Here is an 18,961-nt window from a genome sequence, read left to right as displayed (position 1 = left end):
TAATAGTAAATATGTAATTATAATATTAAATATAATATATATAAGCTAACTATAAGCTAATATGACATGGCGTTCTTTGGGTAGACAAGGGGCGCCATTGTCTGTTATACTATCCATGTCAGGCATACGTGCCTGGCTTTTTTGAGTTGCTTAATTTCTTGACATCGCTTGCTACGTATGATATAGTTTTTTAGTATGTAGTCGAGCGTTTTCGAGTACAAGAGACAGATTAGTAAATATAAAGCGAGGTGTATCCGGATGCGTAATGCCATTACTTTAGCTTGCACAGATTGCAAACAACGCAACTATCAAACGAACAAGAATAAAAAGAACAATCCTGATCGTATTGAAATGATGAAATATTGCAAATTCTGCGGTAAACATACATTACACCGTGAAACAAAATAATTCTTATCATTCATTACCTGTTGATTTGAGGATGTGAAAACAATGGCAAAGTCTAACTCAGCAGTGCAGCAGCGTGGTGGATTTGGAAAATTCTTCCGCGGTGTGAAAGCTGAACTAAAAAAAGTAGTCTGGCCAACAAAAAAAGAGCTTATCAATTACACAATTGTAGTATTCTTAGTGACCATATTCATCGCTTTGATTATTTCTGTGCTTGATGGACTCTTTGCCCAACTTTTTAATACGTTGTTGCACTTTGTTGGATAAGGGGGCCATTACATGGAAGCAGATAAGAAGTGGTATGTAATTCATACCTATTCAGGCTACGAAAATAAAGTAAAAACCACTCTTGAACTTAAAGTTCAATCTATGGGGCTACAAGATGTGATCAGCCGAATTTTGGTGCCTCTTGAAGACGAAATAGATGAAAAAGATGGGGTTAAAAAAGTAGTAAAACGCAAGATATTTCCTGGGTATGTATTGGTGGAAATGGAAGTTAATGACCGTTCTTGGTATGTTGTACGCAACACGCCAGGTGTAACAGGTTTCGTTGGCTCTGCTACAAAGCCAGTTCCACTTTCTGATTCCGAAGTAGAACATATACTTAAGTCTCAGGGCTTGGATAAGAAACCAACCATTAACGTTGATGTAGAAGTTGGTGAAACGGTTCGCATTACGTCCGGTGCCTTTGAAGATAAACTAGGTGTTATTACCGAACTTAACCCTGAAAAAGGAACATTGAAACTTAGTGTGGAAATGTTCAATCGAGATACCGAGGTAGAGGTAGAGTTCTCTCAAGTTGAGAAAGCTCTTTAATATATAAATATAACTCTAAAAAGAGCAATCGATTTTGGTTGCCAGTGGGAGGATGTATATCCGTTACCACCACAGTATAAGCATAGGAGGTTTAATTACCCATGGCTAAGAAATTAGTTAAACAAGTAAAACTACAAATTGAAGCCGCTAAAGCTACTCCAGCACCACCAGTTGGTCCTGCACTAGGTCAAGCAGGTGTTAACATCGTTGCTTTCACAAAAGAATTCAACGAACGTACTGCTAAACAAGCTGGCTTAATTATTCCAGTAGTTATTAACGTATATGAAGATCGTAGCTTCGACTTCATCACTAAGACTCCACCAGCTGCAGTATTGTTGAAAAAAGCTGCAGGTATTCCAAAAGGTTCTGGTGTACCTAACCGTGATAAAGTAGCAAAAGTAGGTCGCGATAAAGTTCGTGAAATTGCTGAATTGAAAATGCCTGACTTGAATGCTAATACCGTAGAACAAGGTATGCGCATGGTGGAAGGTACTGCTCGCAGCATGGGCATTGAAATCGTTGACTAATAAGCGTACGACTTGCGCATAAGGCGCAAATCGGTGGGAGGGAATTCCCGTTTGACCACATAAGGAGGATATTATAATGGCAAAAGTAGGTAAGAAATACGCTGAAGCAGTAAAACTTATTGAAGCTGGTAAATTCTACGAACCAGTAGAAGCAATTGAGTTGGTTAAGAAAACTGCAACTGCAAATTTCGATGAAACAGTTGAAATTGCTTTCAACTTGAATGTCGACCCTAAATACGCTGATCAACAAGTTCGTGGTGCAGTAGTATTGCCTCATGGTACTGGCAAAACTAAACGCGTTCTTGTATTCGCAAAAGGCGACAATATTAAGGCAGCTGAAGAAGCTGGCGCAGATTTCGTAGGTTCTGAAGAGTTAGTAGCTAAAATCCAAGGTGGTTGGAGCGACTTCGACGTAGTAGTTGCTACACCAGACATGATGGGTCAAGTTGGCCGTCTTGGTAAAATCTTGGGTCCTAAAGGCTTGATGCCAAACCCTAAAGTTGGTACAGTAACTCCAGACGTTGCTCGTGCAGTAAACGAAATCAAAGCTGGTAAAATCGAATACCGTACTGATAAAGCAGGTATTATCTCTTGTTCTATCGGTAAAGCATCTTTCGATGAAGAAAAATTACTTGACAACTACCGTACAATCGTTGATACTATTATCAAGGCTAAACCTGTAGCAGCTAAAGGTCAATACATTAAATCTGTAACCTTGTCCGCTACAATGGGCCCTGGTGTACCTTTGAACGTGTTCAAATTGAGCACTGTTTCTAAAGAGCAATAATTAAATATGTCTCTTAGCTGTAGACGGCTGGTATGTATAATGGATGAAAATCCGCCCGCTGAGGCTGACACTAGAACAACCTAGGACTAGTTACGACCTCATCGCGTGCGATGGGGTCGTTTTTACGCTAAGATAGTACATAGAGCACCAAAAAAATCTACAAGGAGGTAATCTAATGGCTGTCACTGAATCAAAAAAAGCAATCGTTGCTCAAATGAAAGAAACTCTTTCTGAAGCAAAAGGTGCTGTATTGATTGGTTACTCTGGTTTAACTGTTGCGCAAGCAACTGATCTTCGTCGCAAAATGTTGGCTGAAGGTGTTGAATACAAAGTAATCAAAAATACTTTGACTCGTATCGCTGCAAACGAATTGAATCTTGAAGGTTTCGCTGAGCATTTAGAAGGCCCAACTGCGTTGGCTACTTCTAAAGACGATGCTGTTGCACCTGCTCGTGTAATCGAACAATTCATCAAAGCAACTGAAAAAGAAGTTGTAACAGTTAAAGCTGGTATCGTTGAAGGCGAAGTTATGGACGCTGCAGGCATTAAAGCAATTGCATCTCTTCCAAATCGCGAAGGTATGCTTTCCATGTTGCTTTCCGTATTGCAAGCTCCTGTTCGCAATGTTGCATACGCTGTCAAAGCTGTTGCAGAAGCAAAACCTGCAGAATAATATTTTTTGCAAAGTATTCGTTGGCCGCTTGAGGCTGGCACTATAAACTAATTTATGGAGGAAATCTAAAATGGCATTGAACATTGAAAACATCGTTGCTGAATTGAAAGAAGCAACAATCCTTGAACTTAATGATCTTGTAAAAGCAATCGAAGAAGAATTTGGCGTAACTGCAGCAGCTCCTGTAGCTGTAGCAGCTGCTGGTGGTGCTGAAGGCGGCGCTGCTAAAGATTCCTTCGACGTAATCTTGAAAGATGCTGGCGCATCTAAAATCAACGTAATCAAAGTTGTTCGTGAAGCAACTGGTCTTGGCTTGAAAGAAGCTAAAGCTATCGTTGACGGCGCTCCTGCACCTGTTAAAGAAGGCGTAGCTGCTGAAGCTGCTGAAGCTTTGAAAGCTCAATTAGAAGAAGCTGGCGCATCCGTAGAATTGAAATAATTCTAGCTATATTAAAGGCGTACCCATAGGGTACGCCTTTTTCTATTGGAGTTTATAAATTGATGCGAGTTTTGTTTTGTTAACTAATTTGGCTTTTGGATACGGTAATGTATTAGAGAAATCCTTATCATATTTTTTAGGAACGATGACATAGGCACCGCGATTATTTGATGTATTACTTAAAAATGTTTCTTTAGTTATGGTAGGCATTAATGTTTTGTCTTCGGTCCATATAGAATCATCAGTTGTATCTACGAAAACTTGGGTGGGTATAGTATCCATGTAATATACAATAGAAGTATAGTAACTGCCATATACATATATTGGTTTTGATGTATCTTCGATGAACGTTCTAAACTGTAAACCAGATTGATTAAATAATATTGGTGGTACTGTAATTGTAATAGCTGAGTATAAAGTAATTAGTGGAACTAAAGCATATATTGCTAGTTTAAAAAATGATGTTATGTAGTATCGACCGATTAAAATCATACATACTATAATAAAGGAACCTACGATTAACGGTTTACTATCAAGACTTTTATCAAAAGCTGTAGTAAATGTAAAAATCATGTAGTAAATACCTAGTGGTAGGGTAATTAAATAATTAAACTTTTTGAATGATTGAGTAAATTCACCGGTTTCTTTGTCAGTAACTAATTCACAAATTTTTACAGCCGCCCATATTATACAAGGGATAATGGCAGGTAATGTGTAGGTTAGATACTTTGTAGCTACTAGAGAGTAGAATAGAACTATAACTATAAACCATATAATACCTAATAGATCAAAATCATCTTTCCAGTTAAGATCTTTTAAATGATAGACTATTACAGGTGTCCATGGTAATAGTGAAAGGGGTACAATTAATAGATAGTAATACCATACATTAAATTTAGGATGCTCAGATATAAGAGCTCGATCTACATTGTGTAGACCTAAGAATCCGGAAATAAACTGCTCACCGTGAATGGAATACATAGCGATATACCAAGGGCTAGCTATCGCTATAAAGGCTAATAGTCCTAAGGGATTAAATAGTAATTTAATATCCTTTGAAAGCTGATAACTTTCATCTTTTCTATGGACTATATAGCGAGCGCATACATAAATGAGTAATATCAGGCCGGGCAAGATGATGCCTATAGGTCCTTTGGTAATTACAGCTAAGGCAGCAGCAATGTAAGCTTTCACCATAGCTGACTTGTCATTATTGGTAAAAGCTAAATAGCTATATCCAAATATAGCTAAGGTGAAGAGAAGTAGAAATCCGTCGGTTATAATTGCATGAGATATGTACCAAAACTGTAGTGTACTCATTAATAGAATAGCACAGAGTACACTAGCAAAAGTATTTTTAGATATGCGGTAAATTATATGGTACATTAGGGCCACGCTGGCTCCCGCAACAAGCGTATTTGGTATACGAGATGTAAAGTCAGATATGCCAAATAGTTTGTACGTAATCATAAGTGCCCAATAGGTGAGCGGTGGTTTATCATACCATACGTGATCGTATATCATGGGGGATATCCATGAGTTATGTTTTAGCATGGTGATGGCGGAGAGAACATAGTTGGACTCCACCGGATCAGTGATTGGCAAATAGGCATTATAAAAGCCGTAGCTCAAAACGGTTAATAAAAAGAGCGCACCTATGCGCAGCATGTGATTGTTAATCATAATTACTCCTTACTTACATAGTTTATATTATTGTACTATAGGGCGTGTAATATTTAAACCAATCAAAGATAAAAACAGAGCCTTTATAAATATGGAGATAATATGGAGATAATTACAAAAAAATAATTATTTATGAAATAATATATTGTATAGAATATTGTTTATTCGGAATACATGAAATAACTTTTATGTATACAAAATACATGCTATAATGAGCGCATAAGATAAAACCGTTTCATTAAACTATCATCTAATATATGAAATAGTGGAAAGAGGATCTATTATGAGAAAAGAACATGATTTCCTAGGTGAATTAGAAGTAGCGGATGAGTTATATTATGGTGTGCAAACGATTCGTGCCTTAGAAAACTTCCATATTACAGGGAAACATTTAGACCAAGATTTTATTAAAGCTCTAGCGATGGTAAAAAAAGCATCTGCTTTAGCTAATATGAAAACAGGTCGTCTCAATGTATCTATCGGTAAAGCGATTGTTCAAGCAGCTGATGAAGTTATTGCAGGTGAATTTGCTGACCAATTTCCAGTTGATCCAATTCAAGGCGGTGCTGGCACTTCTGTGAATATGAATATGAATGAAGTGTTGGCAAATCGTGCTTGTGAAATTTTAGGCCATCCAAAAGGTAGCTATGATATTGTAAGCCCTAACAATCACTGTAACATGGCACAATCTACAAATGACGCCTTCCCAACAGCGATTAAAGTTTGTGCAATTTTGAAATCTAAACCGTTACTTGAAGCTTTGCAACGTCTTGTTGATGAGCTTGAGAAAAAAGCTGAAGAATATAGTGAAATTTTAAAAATGGGGCGTACTCATTTACAAGATGCGGTGCCTATTACATTGGGACAAGAGATGGGCGCTTATGCATCTGGTATTCGTCGTGGTATTAAACGTATTAAATCTGCCGTTGAAGGTGCACATGTAATCAACATGGGGGCCACTGCAGTTGGTACAGGCCTTAATGCTGAACCTAATTATATTCATGATGTAGCGTACGAATTAAGCGAAGTAGTAGGCGAACCGTTCTACACTGCGGAGAATTTAATCGATGCCACAAACAATACAGATGTATTTGCTGATATCTCTAGCGGTTTGAAGGTAACTGCACTTGTGTTGATTAAGATGGCAAATGATTTCCGCTTAATGGCATCTGGACCTCGCTGTGGCATTGGTGAATTAAAATTGCCTGCCCGTCAACCAGGCTCCTCTATCATGCCAGGAAAAGTAAATCCTGTTATCGCTGAAGTATTGAATCAAGTGTGTTACCAAGTTATCGGTAATGACCTTACTATTACATTAGCTGTAGAAAATGGTCAATTCGAGTTAAATGTTATGGAACCTGTATTGGCATACAACTTGTTCAATAACCTTTGTTACCTCAAAAACGGTGTAAATACATTCGTTGATAAATTGCTCGTTGATCTTGAAGTAGACCGTGAACAATGCGAATACTGGTTGAACCGCTCCGTTGGTATCGTAACAGCATTGTTGCCACATCTTGGCTATGAAACAGCTTCTGCATTGGCGAAAGAAGCGTATGAAACAGGTCGAGCTATTCGTGATATCATCTTGGATCAAGGCTTATTGACTGAGGATGAAATCAATCATATTCTTTCTCCTAAAGAAATGACTCGCCCTGGTATTGCTGGTGCGAATCTTTTAAAACAAAAAGGTAACTAATCTTATAGTTCTCTTTTGATACATGAATAAAGCATGAAAATGAAAGACTGTCAACCCTTTTGGTTGACAGTCTTTTTTAATACTGATAGAATTATATATTGCAAAAGTAGCGTTTTCTGCTTTTGGATGTAAAAACTATAACACAAATAGTGATGAGGTTTTCTTCCAAGGTTGTGCTTGGTTAATGGGAAGCAAGGTTATTTTAAAAATGAAATGGACCTTGCTTTATTTGACGTTGCCCGAGCAGGAAAACTGAGACCTGTAAGATGTCTTTTTCATGCCGTTATAGAAAATGGTAGACCAGTGTGTTTTGATAGGGGTGAAAGCAAATATGTTCAAACCTGAACAGGTAGGCAAACGAACTCGTTATACGTACGCTAAAATTAACGAAGTTATCAAGATGCCGCATTTATTGGACATTCAACGTAAATCGTATGAGTGGTTCTTGGAGAGTGGTTTACAAAATATTTTCAACGATATTTCTCCGATTAAAGACAATTCAGGTAATCTAGTACTTTCTTTTGAAGGTTTCAGCTTAGGTGAACCTAAGTATGATATTAATGAATGTAAAAACCGTGATGCTACTTACGCAGCACCACTTCGTGTAAATATTCGCTTGGTAAATAATGATCCAGAAAATATGGACATTAAAGAACAAGAAGTCTTCATGGGCGATTTTCCATTGATGACGGATACAGGTACTTTCATCATCAATGGTGCAGAACGTGTTATCGTATCCCAATTAGTACGTTCTCCAGGCGTTTACTACAATAAAGAAATCGATACAATGGGTAACCGTTTGTATGATTCCACAGTTATTCCTAACCGTGGTGCATGGATTGAACTTGAAACAGATGCTAGTGAAGTGGTGGCTGTTCGTATTGACCGTAACCGTAAATTACCAGCTACTGTATTGGTACGTGCATTAGGTTGGGATACGAATGAAAGTATCCTCGACCTCTTCTGGAATGGTAAAACTGATGAGGATGGTTTACCAGTATATGATGAACGCATCGTTCGTACATTAGAAAAAGATACAACTCAATCTGCTGATGAAGCATTGGTTGAAATCTATAAAAAATTACGTCCAGGCGAGCCTCCGACTGTAGAGTCTGCTCGTAACTTGTTCGATAACTTGTTCTTCGATGCACGCCGTTATGACTTAGCGCGCGTTGGTCGTTATAAATTGAACAAAAAACTTGGCTGGCGCCAACGTATGTTGGGTCAAACATTAGCTCAACCAATTGTAGATCCAGAAACTGGCGAAATTATCCTTGATGCAGGCGTACAAGTTGGGGAAGAACAACTTGATATCGTTGCTAATAGCCATGTTTTCGATGGTGAAGGTTTTGCTGAATTCTATATCGTAAATAATGATGGTGTAGAGTCTAAAGTTATCTGTAATAACTGCAACTTACCATATGATCACCGTACAGTAACACGTGAAGACATGATCGCTAACATTTCTTACTTGCTCAACCTTATGGATGGTGCAGGTCATACAGATGATATCGACCACTTGGGTAACCGTCGCCTTCGTTGCGTAGGCGAATTGTTGCAAAACCAATTCCGCATCGGTTTAACTCGTATGGAACGTGTTGTTCGTGAGCGCATGACCATTCAAGAAACTGAATCCATTACACCTCAAGCGTTGATCAATATTCGCCCTGTAGTGGCAGCTATCAAAGAATTCTTTGGTTCTTCTCAATTGTCTCAGTTCATGGACCAAACAAACCCATTGGCGGAATTGACTCACAAACGTCGTCTTTCTGCCCTTGGCCCTGGCGGCTTGTCTCGTGAGCGTGCAGGTTTCGAAGTTCGTGACGTGCATCATTCTCACTATGGTCGTATGTGTCCTATTGAAACTCCAGAAGGTCCAAACATTGGCTTGATTAACTCCTTGTCCAACTATGCAAAGGTAAACGAATTTGGCTTCATCGAAGCACCATACCGTAAAGTAGAAAAAGTGTATGGTAAAGGCAAGGATGCTGATAAAGTTGTTAAAGTGCGCGTATCTGATAGCGTAGTATACATGACCGCTGATGAAGAAGAAGGCATGACAATTGCCCAAGCAAACTCTCCGCTTGATGCAGAGGGGTACTTCACAACTGAACATGTTGCTTGTCGTCGTGGTCATGACGTATTAGAAGTTACACCGGATAAGGTTGACTATATGGACGTAAGTCCAAAAGAAGTTGTATCTATTGGTACAGCTATGATTCCATTCCTTGAAAATGACGATGCTAACCGTGCCTTGATGGGCGCGAACATGCAACGTCAAGCGGTACCACTTTTGCGCGCCCAAGCACCACTTGTTGGTACAGGTATGGAATATACAGCAGCTACTGACTCTGGCGTTTGCGTATTGGCGCGTGAAGCGGGTAAAGTTGTACGTTGTTGGGGTAATGAAATCCACGTTCTTCGCGATAGCGATGGTCGTGTTGATACATACCATTTGAATAAATTCCTTCGTTCTAACCAATCCACATGCTTTAACCAAAAACCAATCGTCAATCGTGGGGACCATGTTGTAAAAGGCCAAGTACTGGCTGATGGTCCTGCTACAGATGGCGGCGAATTGGCATTAGGTTATAACGTTCTTGTAGCGTTCATGCCTTGGGAAGGTTATAACTACGAAGATGCTATCTTGCTTAGTGAAGAACTCTGCAAAGAAGATATCTATACATCCATTCATATTGAAGAATACGAATGTGATGCTCGTGATACCAAATTAGGTGCTGAAGAAATTACTCGTGAGTTGCCTAATACAGGTGACGACACACTTAAAAACTTAGACGAAGATGGTATTATCTGCATTGGTGCAGAAGTACATCCTGGCGATATCCTTGTAGGTAAAGCTACTCCAAAAGGTGAAACTGAGCTTACTCCAGAAGAACGTTTGTTGCGTGCTATTTTTGGTGACAAAGAACGTGAAGTTCGTGATACTTCTTTGCGCGTGCCTCATGGCGAATCTGGTAAAGTCGTAGATGTAAAAGTCTTCACTCGTGAAAATGGCGACGAATTACAACCAGGCGTAAATAAACTTGTTCGCGTATATATCGCTCAAAAACGTAAGATTCATGAAGGCGATAAAATGGCGGGCCGTCATGGTAACAAAGGTGTCGTTTCTCGCGTTATGAGAAAAGAAGATATGCCATTCCTTCCAGATGGTACTCCAGTACAAATCGTATTGAACCCATTGGGCGTACCTTCTCGTATGAACATCGGTCAGGTTCTTGAAACTCACTTGGGGTGGGCTGTTCAAGGCTTAGGTATGAAAATCAAAGCTACAGACCTTCACATTCAAAACGTGTTGAAAGAAGCCCGTACTGATGCATCTTACTGGGAACAAATCGATACAATCCGCGACCTTTATGCTCAAATTGAGGTATTGGAAGCGAAAGTTGCGGAAGATGTTACGGTAAATCATTTCGAAGAAAATGAGCAAATCATTGCTTTGAAAACTAAAATTTTAAAACATGTAGAAGCAGCAGCGCAAAAGAAATTGGATGCTATGGGTGGCGAAGCTCGTTACCAAGAGCTTAAAGCTATTGAAGCTAAATACAATGCACTTCATGTAGAATTCTTTGATTCTGAAGAAGAGGCTCCTGAAATGGATCCTGCGCTTGTAGAAGAATTAGAGGCAATTAGCAAAGTCAAGAATACTCTTAACAACATTCACTCTGCTGAAGAAAAACGCGTTGAAATTCGCAAAGAGTTGGAAAGCCTTGGCTATGATTTTGACAAATATGGCATGCCAAAACCAGATGTAGCAGGTATTCATATTGCTACACCTGTATTTGATGGTGCTCACGAAAAGGACGTATTCGAAACATTGGCGATTGCAGGTCGTCCTGATGATGGTAAAACTGTTCTATATGATGGTCGTACTGGTGAACCGATGGATAACCGCGTCACTGTTGGTTACGTTTACATGCTTAAACTCCATCATTTGGTTGATGACAAAATCCATGCTCGTTCTACAGGTCCGTACTCCCTTGTTACACAACAACCTTTGGGCGGTAAAGCTCAGTTCGGTGGCCAACGTTTCGGGGAAATGGAAGTTTGGGCTCTAGAAGCATATGGCGCAGCCTATACCCTTCAAGAGCTATTAACTGTTAAGTCTGACGACGTTGTTGGTCGTGTGAAAGCATACGAAAAAATCGTTAAAGGCGAAAACATCCCTGAACCAGGTGTACCTGAGTCCTTCAAGGTATTGCTTAAAGAACTTCAAAGTATCGGTCTCGATGTAAAAATCTTGAATGAAGACCAAGAAGAAGTTGTTATGAAAGAACTTGAGGACGAAGATGAGGTGGTAGAAACTGGTATTGAAGAAGTTATGGAAGGCAGTGCTGTAGAAACTGATGAAGTAACTGTAGTAGAACCAGAAGTAGAGGAAGAGGAAGAATTACCAGCTGATAATGGCGGTGAAGATGATATCCTTAGCCAATTGGCGTACCCAATGGGCGACTCCTCTAACGATGAAGACTAAAACTATCTATAAGGAAGGGAGCGATAGTAGTGCTAGACGTAAATGAATTCGATTCCATGCGAATCGGTTTAGCCTCTCCAGAGCAGATTTTATCCTGGTCTCATGGGGAAGTTAAGAAACCTGAAACAATTAACTACCGTACGTTGAAGCCAGAACGTGATGGTCTATTCTGTGAACGCATTTTTGGACCAACAAAGGACTGGGAATGTCACTGCGGCAAATATAAACGCATCCGCCATAAGGGCGTAGTCTGCGACAAATGTGGTGTAGAGGTTACCCGTGCGAAAGTACGTCGTGAACGTATGGGCCATATTCAATTGGCTACTCCTGTATCTCACATTTGGTACTTCAAAGGAATCCCATCCCGTATGGGTCTTATCCTTGACATATCACCACGTTCTTTGGAACGCGTATTATACTTTGCTTCCTACATCGTAGTAGATCCAGCTGGTACACCATTGACAAAACGTCAATTGTTGTCCGAGCAAGAATACCGCGAATACGAAGCTCAATTTAATGAAGACGGTTATACTATCGGTGGTAAATCCGTCGTAATCGAAACAGTGGCTCAACGTAATGAACGTTTAGCTATTGTTCGTGAAGCACAACGCAAAGAGCGCTATAATGCGGCTCTTCGTGATGATGCAACAATACCAGAAGCTGATAAGGAATACGAAGAATTAACTCGCGAAGAACGCTATGAGTTAGGCGCTGCTGAAGAGGTTCTCTTCGCATGTATCGACATGGGTGCTGAAGCGGTAAAAGCTCTCTTATCAGAACTTGATCTTGAAGCATTGAATGCCGAATTGCGCGAAGAGTTGAACACTGCTAGTGGTCAACGTAAAATCCGTGCAGTTCGTCGTTTGGAAGTAGTAGAAGCATTCCGTCAATCTGGGAACCGTCCAGAATGGATGATTATGGACATCGTTCCTGTAATCCCACCTGAATTGCGTCCTATGGTCCAATTAGATGGTGGCCGTTTTGCTACATCTGACCTCAACGATTTATACCGTCGTGTTATCAACCGTAACAACCGTTTGAAACGTTTACTCGACTTGGGTGCTCCTGATATCATCGTGCGCAACGAAAAACGCATGCTTCAAGAAGCGGTTGATGCATTGATTGATAATGGTCGTCGCGGTCGTCCTGTTACAGGTCCTGGTAACCGCCCATTGAAATCCTTGTCCGACATGCTTAAAGGTAAACAAGGTCGTTTCCGTCAAAACTTGCTCGGTAAACGTGTTGACTACTCCGGTCGTTCCGTAATCGTAGTAGGTCCTGAACTTAAAATGCACCAATGTGGTTTGCCAAAAGAGATGGCATTAGAATTGTTCAAACCATTCGTTATGAAACGTTTGGTAGAACGTGGTCAAGCATCCAACATCAAGGCTGCTAAACGCCAAGTTGAAAGAATTGGCCCTGGCGTGTGGGAATCCTTGGAAGAGGTAATTAAAGAACATCCAGTTCTCTTGAACCGTGCCCCTACATTGCATAGACTTGGTATCCAAGCCTTCGAACCAATCCTTTGGGAAGGTCGTGCTATCAAATTGCATCCATTAGTATGTACAGCCTTCAATGCCGACTTTGACGGTGACCAAATGGCGTGTCACTTACCATTGTCCGTAGAAGCACAAGCGGAAGCTCGTACATTGATGCTTTCTAGCCATAATATTTTGTCTACTAAGGACGGCAAGCCAGTAGCAGTACCTTCTCAAGATATGATCTTAGGTACATACTACCTAACAGTTGTACGCGAAGATACTCGTGATAAAGCAAAAACATTTGCTACCTATGATGAAGTTATGCTTGCCTATGAGTCTCATATCATTGGTTTGCAAGATATTCTTTATATCCGTTTACCTGATCATGGCCGTGTAGAAACAACAGCAGGTCGCTTGATCTTCAACAATGCTTTATTCCCAGAATTGTGGCAATACGAGAAACGTGAAGATGGCACTTACTCTTTAGGTAAGGTTATGGATAAGAAAACAGTTGGTAAATTGGTTGATCAATGTTTCCAATTGTTTGGTAATGAAAAAACAGCAGAACTATTGGACCGCATCAAGTCCTTGGGTTACTCCTTCGCTCGTCGCGCAGGTATGACGGTAGCTATTGCTGATATTAAAGTACCAGAAGTTAAAACTAGTTTGTTAGATACAGCGGAACAAGAGGTAGAAAAAGTATCTCGTATGTACCGTCGTGGTCTTATTACAGAAGAAGAACGTTATCGTAAAACTATCCAATTATGGACAAAGGCAACAGAAGATGTTACCGATGCGATGATGGATAATATGGCGTGCGATAAAGACGGCTTTAACCCTGTTTACATGATGGCTATCTCTGGTGCCCGTGGTAATAAACAACAGATTCGTCAGCTTGCTGGTATGCGTGGTTTGATGGCCGATCCATCTGGTCGAATCATTGACTTGCCAATTAAAGCAAACTTTAAAGAAGGCTTGACTGTATTGGATTACTTTACATCCTCTCATGGTGCTCGTAAAGGTTTGGCCGATACAGCGCTTCGTACAGCTGACTCTGGTTACTTGACACGTCGTCTCGTTGACGTATCTCAAGACGTAATCGTTCGTGAGGACGATTGTGACGTTGTAGGTATCGATCTCGTTCGAGAACGTGCTCGCTTGGCTACATCCCCACGTCAAGCATTAGAATTGCTTAAAGATAAACTTATTGGTCGCGTTTTAGATAAAGATGTTGTGAATGCTGAAACAGGGGAACTTGTTGTACCAGCTGAAACTATCTTGGATGAACAATGCTTGGCAGATATTGCTGAAGCTGGTGTTACATCTATCGCATTGCGCGGTGCACACTTGGGCTCTGATAGCGATATTAATCATACTAACTTGGTTCAAAAAATTATTCTTGGTGAAAGCGACGATAGTATCCGTGCAACATTGAAAGAAACTATGGTTCAAAATATGTTGAACAAGGATACTGTACAAGCAATCGTTGACAGCGAAGGTGTAGAAATCTTCCCAGCTGATACACGTCTTACAGAAGAAGGCATCGAAGCTATCCTTAACTCCGATGTAAAAGAAGTACAAGTACGGAACAATGAAATCCACGGTATTGAAGTGGAAGCTATCGTTGAAGGTACTGGTGTTATCGAGCCATTAAAAGACCGTATTGTAGGTCGTATTGCAGCTGAAGAATTAGTTAACAAGGAAACTGGCGAAGTTATCGTTCCTCTTAATGGTGAAATCACAGAGGCGTTAGCTGATGAAGTTGTAAAACACTATGAAACAGTAAAAATCCGTTCCGTATTGACTTGTCGTAGCCCATATGGCGTATGTCGTAAGTGCTATGGTCGTGATCTAGGAACTGGCAACCAAGTTCAAGTTGGTGAAGCTGTAGGTATCATTGCAGCACAATCCATCGGTGAACCTGGTACTCAGTTGACAATGCGTACGTTCCATACTGGTGGTGTCGCAGGTGACGATATTACACAAGGTTTGCCACGTGTCGAAGAATTGTTCGAAGCTCGTAAACCAAAACGTAACGCTATCATTGCCGAAAACGAAGGTACAGTTCGTGTTGTGCCTAATGAAGGTAAGAAAGGTACGAACACTATCTTTATCACTGGTGAAGATGGTATTGAACTTGATTACCTCATTCCTTACGGCTCCCGCATTATCGTTAAAGACGGTGACGTGGTATCCTTGGGCGCTCGTTTGACAGAAGGCTCCATCAATCCTCATGACATTATGCGTGTCATGGGTACTGAAGCAACTCAACGTTATCTCGTATACGAAGTACAAAAAGTATACAAATCCCAAGGTGTAGAAATTAACGATAAACATATCGAAGTTATCGTTCGTCAAATGCTTCATAAAGTTAAAATTGAAACAGCTGGCGATGCGGATATGCTTCCAGGGGATATGGTGGACGTTAATACCTTTGACGAAGAAAACCGTCGTCTTACCCTCAATGGTCGTGAAAATGCTACAGGCAAACGCACACTATTGGGTATTACGAAAGCCGCTTTGGCAACGGACTCCTTCTTGTCCGCTGCGTCCTTCCAAGAAACAACACGTGTTCTTACCGACGCTGCCATCAAGGGTAAAATCGATCCATTATTGGGCTTAAAAGAAAACGTAATTATCGGTAAGTTGATTCCTGCTGGTACAGGCATGAGTCGTTACCGTAAGATTGAAGTTGTAAAAAATACACCTGAAATCATTGATATTACGGAAGAGGTTATGTCTGAAGATTAATTACTTTGGATTAGCCGTTAAGCTATATTAACTGTATAGACTTGTTGCATAGTTGATATTGTGCGACATAATAAAAAGGGTGCACCTGCGAGGTGCACCCTTTTGTTATAGATATTATTGGTTTCTATTCAGCTGTTTCTTCCGCGTCATGAGACATGATGTCATAACCGACGTCATCCGATAAAGTAAGATATCGTTCGTACTGACGAATGATATCGGTAATGATATCCTCCCGTGTCATATACTGCGCATCGTATCCGGCGCGTCCGTCACTGAAATATGTCATAGGAATTGCGTTGGTACTTTCAGTAATGTGAGGAATGTTAGGATCTTCGATGAGATGATCCGATACCTCTTGCGTAACGAGTTTGATGCCGTAGGTAAAGTTGCGCATTGATTCTTTTTCGATGGTTAACTCTACGGAGGCGTCGTTACCGTTGAAATGTTTGTCAATTCTCGTAGTTAATCCGTACTCTTCGGTTAATTCTTTATTGAGCTGATACATAGCAGGCAATGCTGTTGTTTTCATAAAGGAAATAACATCTTCCGATTGCGTTTGGTTGAGTATTTTGGCAAGACCTTGTTTCCAGTTCTTGCTGTCCCAGTAGATGGATGTGGTTGAAAGTTTTGTGTTAAAGTATTGCGTATCTGTTAATAATCCTTGCCATAAGCTGTAGCACATGATAACCATCAAGGCTGCAAATGGTAAGGCGAGAATGAGCGTTACCGATTGTAGTACATTAAGCCCACCAATGCTGAGCAAACTGATGGCAAGAAAGGACATTACAGAGCCCCACATTAAGCATTGCCACTTTGGAGATGAAGTGGATTTATCATAGGCCGCAATATTATTTAACACATAAATGCCTGAATCGGCAGATGTGATAAAAAATAATGCTAATACGATAATTGATAGAAGACTAGTTAAACTGGATAATGGTAAATATTCAAGGAATGCAAAGAGTAGTTGTTCTGGTTTATCGGTTAATGCACCGAGTGCACCGTTTGCTACTGTTTCATCGATATAAATTGCAGTATTACCAAAGATAGTAAACCAAACGATAGTAAAAACAGTTGGAATAATGAGTACCCCAAAGATGAACTCTCGAATAGTCCTACCTTTTGAAATACGCGCAATGAACATGCCCACAAATGGTGCCCAAGATAACCACCAAGCCCAGAATAGTATGGTCCAGCTGAAGAACCATGGACGGGTTTCTGGTGTATAGATAGATGTATAGAAGCTTTGCCCTAAAATATGTGATAGATAGTATCCAAAGTTTTCTACCATTGTATTTAATAGGAGTAATGTAGGACCTGCACAGAGTACAAAAAGCATTAAGACTAATGCAACAGATATATTAATTTCGCTGAGCAGCTTAACGCCTTTATCAATACCTGTAACAGCAGATAGAACGGCAATGGACATAATGATGATAATGATGACCGTTTGGGCGGAAAAGTCATTAGTGGAGATGATATCAATATATAGGAACCCTGCACCTAGTTGGGCCGCACCAAATCCTAAGGTGGTTACGATACCTAATAAAGTTACACAAAGTGCGATGATATCGATAATGTGCCCTCGTGGGCCATTGATCTTATCCTTCCACAGCGGATAGAAACATGAACGTAGTGATAAAGGCAACTTATAGCGAAAACCAAAATACGCTAATGCTAAAGCCATAATTCCGTATACCGTCCATGCATTGATGCCCCAGTGGAAGATGGAGCGGAATAACGCTTCCTTGGCGCTAGGAGCACCATCGACTAAGCCTACAGCGGAGTGATAATGTGAGAGCGGTTCAGCAGTACCGAAGAACATGAGACCTACACCGGTACCTGCCGCAAATAACATGGCGAGCCAAGCTGTATAAGAGAATTCCGCTTCTTCATCGTCGCTACCAAGTTTGATGTCACCTAGCGAACTAAGTGCAAGAAAGATATTGAAGATAAAGAAGAGACTTATGGATAAAACATAAAACCAGCTGAAATCTTCAAATATAATATCACGAATCCCTTGGAGGATCGTTTGAGATATTTGCGGAATCAGAAGGGCACATAAGCTCAGCCCTAAGACGATAGACAAGCTACCTATAATTACAGGGGGATTAAAGTTTGAATAACGTTTAATGAGTTTAATCATATAATCTCCTTTCTTTAGTAACTTATAAATACAAATATTTGTTCTGTATTAATTTATATCATAATAAAATGGTGTTTATATTAATTTTGCATAATTGGTAAAAGAAAAAATAATAGCAAATGCATAGAATGATTATTTATACATGAAAATAATGATATATGAATAAAAAATCACTCTTCATTTATAATTTAAGATTGAATGAAACACACGGATGAGTGTACACATAAAATGCAGCTGTAGAGCGGTGTGTGACATTGGAAATTGTTTGACATGGACTGCTGTAATTGATATACTTACATAGTGCTTTAGGCGAGGTATGCCTAATGGGCATAATTTCGTAAGGAGAATTAGTACAATGGACATTGCCCATCTGAAGTCGGTGAACAAAACAATCGGTGCCAAGCAAACGTTGAAACAAATTGCTAAAGGTGCTGTGAAGTACGTGTTCCTGGGTTGTGATAGTGATGAACGTGTGGTACAGCCTTTACGGATTGCTTGTGAAGAACAGGGAATACCTGTGAATGACAAACACACCATGGATGATCTCGGTCGTGCGTGTCGCATTAAGGTGCGGGCCACAGCTGTAGGCGTCCTACGTTAATCTTGGTAATATCCGATGTAACACTTTGTTATGACGGATCAATTATAAATCTCAAATTTGGAAAGGAGGTGCCCAAATGCCAACAATTAATCAGCTAGTACGCAAAGGCCGCATGAGCTTGACTAAAAAATCTACAGCTCCTGCCCTTCAAGAATCTCCACAAAAACGTGGTGTATGTACTCGTGTGTACACAGCTACTCCAAAGAAACCAAACTCCGCGCTTCGTAAAGTTGCCCGTGTACGTTTGACAAACGCTATTGAAGTAACTGCTTACATCCCAGGCATTGGTCACAATTTACAAGAACACAGTGTTGTACTTATCAGAGGCGGTCGTGTAAAAGACCTTCCAGGTGTGCGTTATCACATCGTTCGTGGTGCATTGGATACAGCTGGCGTACAAAATCGTATGCAAAGTCGTTCCAAATACGGCGCGAAAAAAGCTAAAAAATAATTTTAGCCAT

General features: G+C 40.3%; 14 protein-coding genes. 12 read left to right on the top strand and 2 right to left on the bottom strand.

The window, feature by feature from the left end:
• The first annotated feature begins 258 nt into the window (after positions 1–258).
• From rpmG to rplL, 7 genes are all read left to right on the top strand, one after another.
• Positions 259–408, top strand: a complete 150-nt coding sequence (rpmG, locus tag ACGHIY_RS07910) for a 50S ribosomal protein L33 (protein ID WP_004693530.1) — start codon at positions 259–261, stop codon at positions 406–408.
• A 42-nt stretch (positions 409–450) separates the two neighbouring features.
• Positions 451–672 carry a preprotein translocase subunit SecE gene (gene secE, locus ACGHIY_RS07905; RefSeq protein ID WP_004693531.1) on the top strand — a complete coding sequence of 74 codons (222 nt, stop codon included), beginning with the start codon at positions 451–453 and terminating at the stop codon, positions 670–672.
• 12 nt (positions 673–684) lie between these two features.
• The gene (gene nusG / locus ACGHIY_RS07900) at positions 685–1,221 is read left to right on the top strand and encodes a transcription termination/antitermination protein NusG (protein ID WP_004696753.1); all 537 of its coding nucleotides are present in this window, start codon (positions 685–687) and stop codon (positions 1,219–1,221) included.
• A 101-nt stretch (positions 1,222–1,322) separates the two neighbouring features.
• Positions 1,323–1,748 (top strand): 50S ribosomal protein L11, encoded by a 426-nt coding sequence (gene rplK, locus ACGHIY_RS07895; RefSeq protein WP_004693535.1) that lies wholly within the window; start codon positions 1,323–1,325, stop codon positions 1,746–1,748.
• Positions 1,749–1,824: 76 nt separating this feature from the next.
• The gene (rplA, locus tag ACGHIY_RS07890; RefSeq protein WP_004693536.1) at positions 1,825–2,535 is read left to right on the top strand and encodes a 50S ribosomal protein L1; all 711 of its coding nucleotides are present in this window, start codon (positions 1,825–1,827) and stop codon (positions 2,533–2,535) included.
• Positions 2,536–2,710: 175 nt separating this feature from the next.
• Positions 2,711–3,208: a 50S ribosomal protein L10 gene (gene rplJ / locus ACGHIY_RS07885; RefSeq protein WP_004693539.1), complete on the top strand. Its 498-nt coding sequence runs from the start codon at positions 2,711–2,713 to the stop codon at positions 3,206–3,208.
• A gap of 70 nt (positions 3,209–3,278) precedes the next feature.
• Complete coding sequence (gene rplL / locus ACGHIY_RS07880) at positions 3,279–3,647, top strand: 50S ribosomal protein L7/L12 (protein WP_004693540.1); 369 nt, start codon at positions 3,279–3,281, stop codon at positions 3,645–3,647.
• A gap of 42 nt (positions 3,648–3,689) precedes the next feature.
• Here the strand turns inward: rplL and ACGHIY_RS07875 are convergent, their stop codons facing one another.
• Positions 3,690–5,330 (bottom strand): ArnT family glycosyltransferase, encoded by a 1,641-nt coding sequence (locus ACGHIY_RS07875; protein ID WP_390525457.1) that lies wholly within the window; start codon positions 5,328–5,330, stop codon positions 3,690–3,692.
• A gap of 283 nt (positions 5,331–5,613) precedes the next feature.
• Between ACGHIY_RS07875 and ACGHIY_RS07870 the strand changes: the two genes are divergently transcribed.
• The 3 genes from ACGHIY_RS07870 to rpoC all read left to right on the top strand — a co-directional run bounded on the left by ACGHIY_RS07870 (position 5,614) and on the right by rpoC (position 15,753).
• On the top strand, positions 5,614–7,029 hold the full coding sequence (locus tag ACGHIY_RS07870) for an aspartate ammonia-lyase (RefSeq protein WP_004696758.1): 1,416 nt from the start codon (positions 5,614–5,616) through the stop codon (positions 7,027–7,029).
• A gap of 331 nt (positions 7,030–7,360) precedes the next feature.
• The gene (gene rpoB, locus ACGHIY_RS07865) at positions 7,361–11,521 is read left to right on the top strand and encodes a DNA-directed RNA polymerase subunit beta (RefSeq protein WP_004696761.1); all 4,161 of its coding nucleotides are present in this window, start codon (positions 7,361–7,363) and stop codon (positions 11,519–11,521) included.
• 29 nt (positions 11,522–11,550) lie between these two features.
• A complete protein-coding gene (rpoC, locus tag ACGHIY_RS07860) occupies positions 11,551–15,753 on the top strand; it encodes a DNA-directed RNA polymerase subunit beta' (RefSeq protein WP_004693548.1) in 4,203 nt (1,400 codons plus the stop codon).
• 124 nt (positions 15,754–15,877) lie between these two features.
• Here the strand turns inward: rpoC and ACGHIY_RS07855 are convergent, their stop codons facing one another.
• Positions 15,878–17,899: a BCCT family transporter gene (locus ACGHIY_RS07855; protein ID WP_004696751.1), complete on the bottom strand. Its 2,022-nt coding sequence runs from the start codon at positions 17,897–17,899 to the stop codon at positions 15,878–15,880.
• Between the two features lie 355 nt (positions 17,900–18,254).
• Between ACGHIY_RS07855 and ACGHIY_RS07850 the strand changes: the two genes are divergently transcribed.
• Together ACGHIY_RS07850 and rpsL are read left to right on the top strand one after the other, a co-directional pair.
• Positions 18,255–18,500, top strand: coding sequence for a ribosomal L7Ae/L30e/S12e/Gadd45 family protein (locus ACGHIY_RS07850; RefSeq protein ID WP_004693552.1), 246 nt, complete (start codon positions 18,255–18,257; stop codon positions 18,498–18,500).
• 76 nt (positions 18,501–18,576) lie between these two features.
• The gene (gene rpsL, locus ACGHIY_RS07845; RefSeq protein WP_004693554.1) at positions 18,577–18,951 is read left to right on the top strand and encodes a 30S ribosomal protein S12; all 375 of its coding nucleotides are present in this window, start codon (positions 18,577–18,579) and stop codon (positions 18,949–18,951) included.
• The last annotated feature ends 10 nt before the right edge of the window (positions 18,952–18,961 follow it).

Origin of the sequence: Veillonella parvula, assembly GCF_042850485.1 — a bacterium.
GTDB lineage: Bacteria > Bacillota > Negativicutes > Veillonellales > Veillonellaceae > Veillonella > Veillonella parvula_Q.
The sequence above is the reverse complement of the archived record's forward strand: the minus strand, read 5'-3'. Positions and strand labels throughout refer to the sequence as shown.

Excerpts from the sequence above, each read along its gene's own strand:
- rpmG (WP_004693530.1), top strand. The coding sequence starts at position 259 with ATGCGTAATGCCATTACTTTAGCTTGCACAGATTGCAAACAACGCAAC.
- secE (WP_004693531.1), top strand. The coding sequence starts at position 451 with ATGGCAAAGTCTAACTCAGCAGTGCAGCAGCGTGGTGGATTTGGAAAA.
- nusG (WP_004696753.1), top strand. The coding sequence starts at position 685 with ATGGAAGCAGATAAGAAGTGGTATGTAATTCATACCTATTCAGGCTAC.
- rplK (WP_004693535.1), top strand. The coding sequence starts at position 1,323 with ATGGCTAAGAAATTAGTTAAACAAGTAAAACTACAAATTGAAGCCGCT.
- rplA (WP_004693536.1), top strand. The coding sequence starts at position 1,825 with ATGGCAAAAGTAGGTAAGAAATACGCTGAAGCAGTAAAACTTATTGAA.
- rplJ (WP_004693539.1), top strand. The coding sequence starts at position 2,711 with ATGGCTGTCACTGAATCAAAAAAAGCAATCGTTGCTCAAATGAAAGAA.
- rplL (WP_004693540.1), top strand. The coding sequence starts at position 3,279 with ATGGCATTGAACATTGAAAACATCGTTGCTGAATTGAAAGAAGCAACA.
- ACGHIY_RS07875 (WP_390525457.1), bottom strand. The coding sequence starts at position 5,330 with ATGATTAACAATCACATGCTGCGCATAGGTGCGCTCTTTTTATTAACC.
- ACGHIY_RS07870 (WP_004696758.1), top strand. The coding sequence starts at position 5,614 with ATGAGAAAAGAACATGATTTCCTAGGTGAATTAGAAGTAGCGGATGAG.
- rpoB (WP_004696761.1), top strand. The coding sequence starts at position 7,361 with ATGTTCAAACCTGAACAGGTAGGCAAACGAACTCGTTATACGTACGCT.
- ACGHIY_RS07855 (WP_004696751.1), bottom strand. The coding sequence starts at position 17,899 with ATGATTAAACTCATTAAACGTTATTCAAACTTTAATCCCCCTGTAATT.
- ACGHIY_RS07850 (WP_004693552.1), top strand. The coding sequence starts at position 18,255 with ATGGACATTGCCCATCTGAAGTCGGTGAACAAAACAATCGGTGCCAAG.
- rpsL (WP_004693554.1), top strand. The coding sequence starts at position 18,577 with ATGCCAACAATTAATCAGCTAGTACGCAAAGGCCGCATGAGCTTGACT.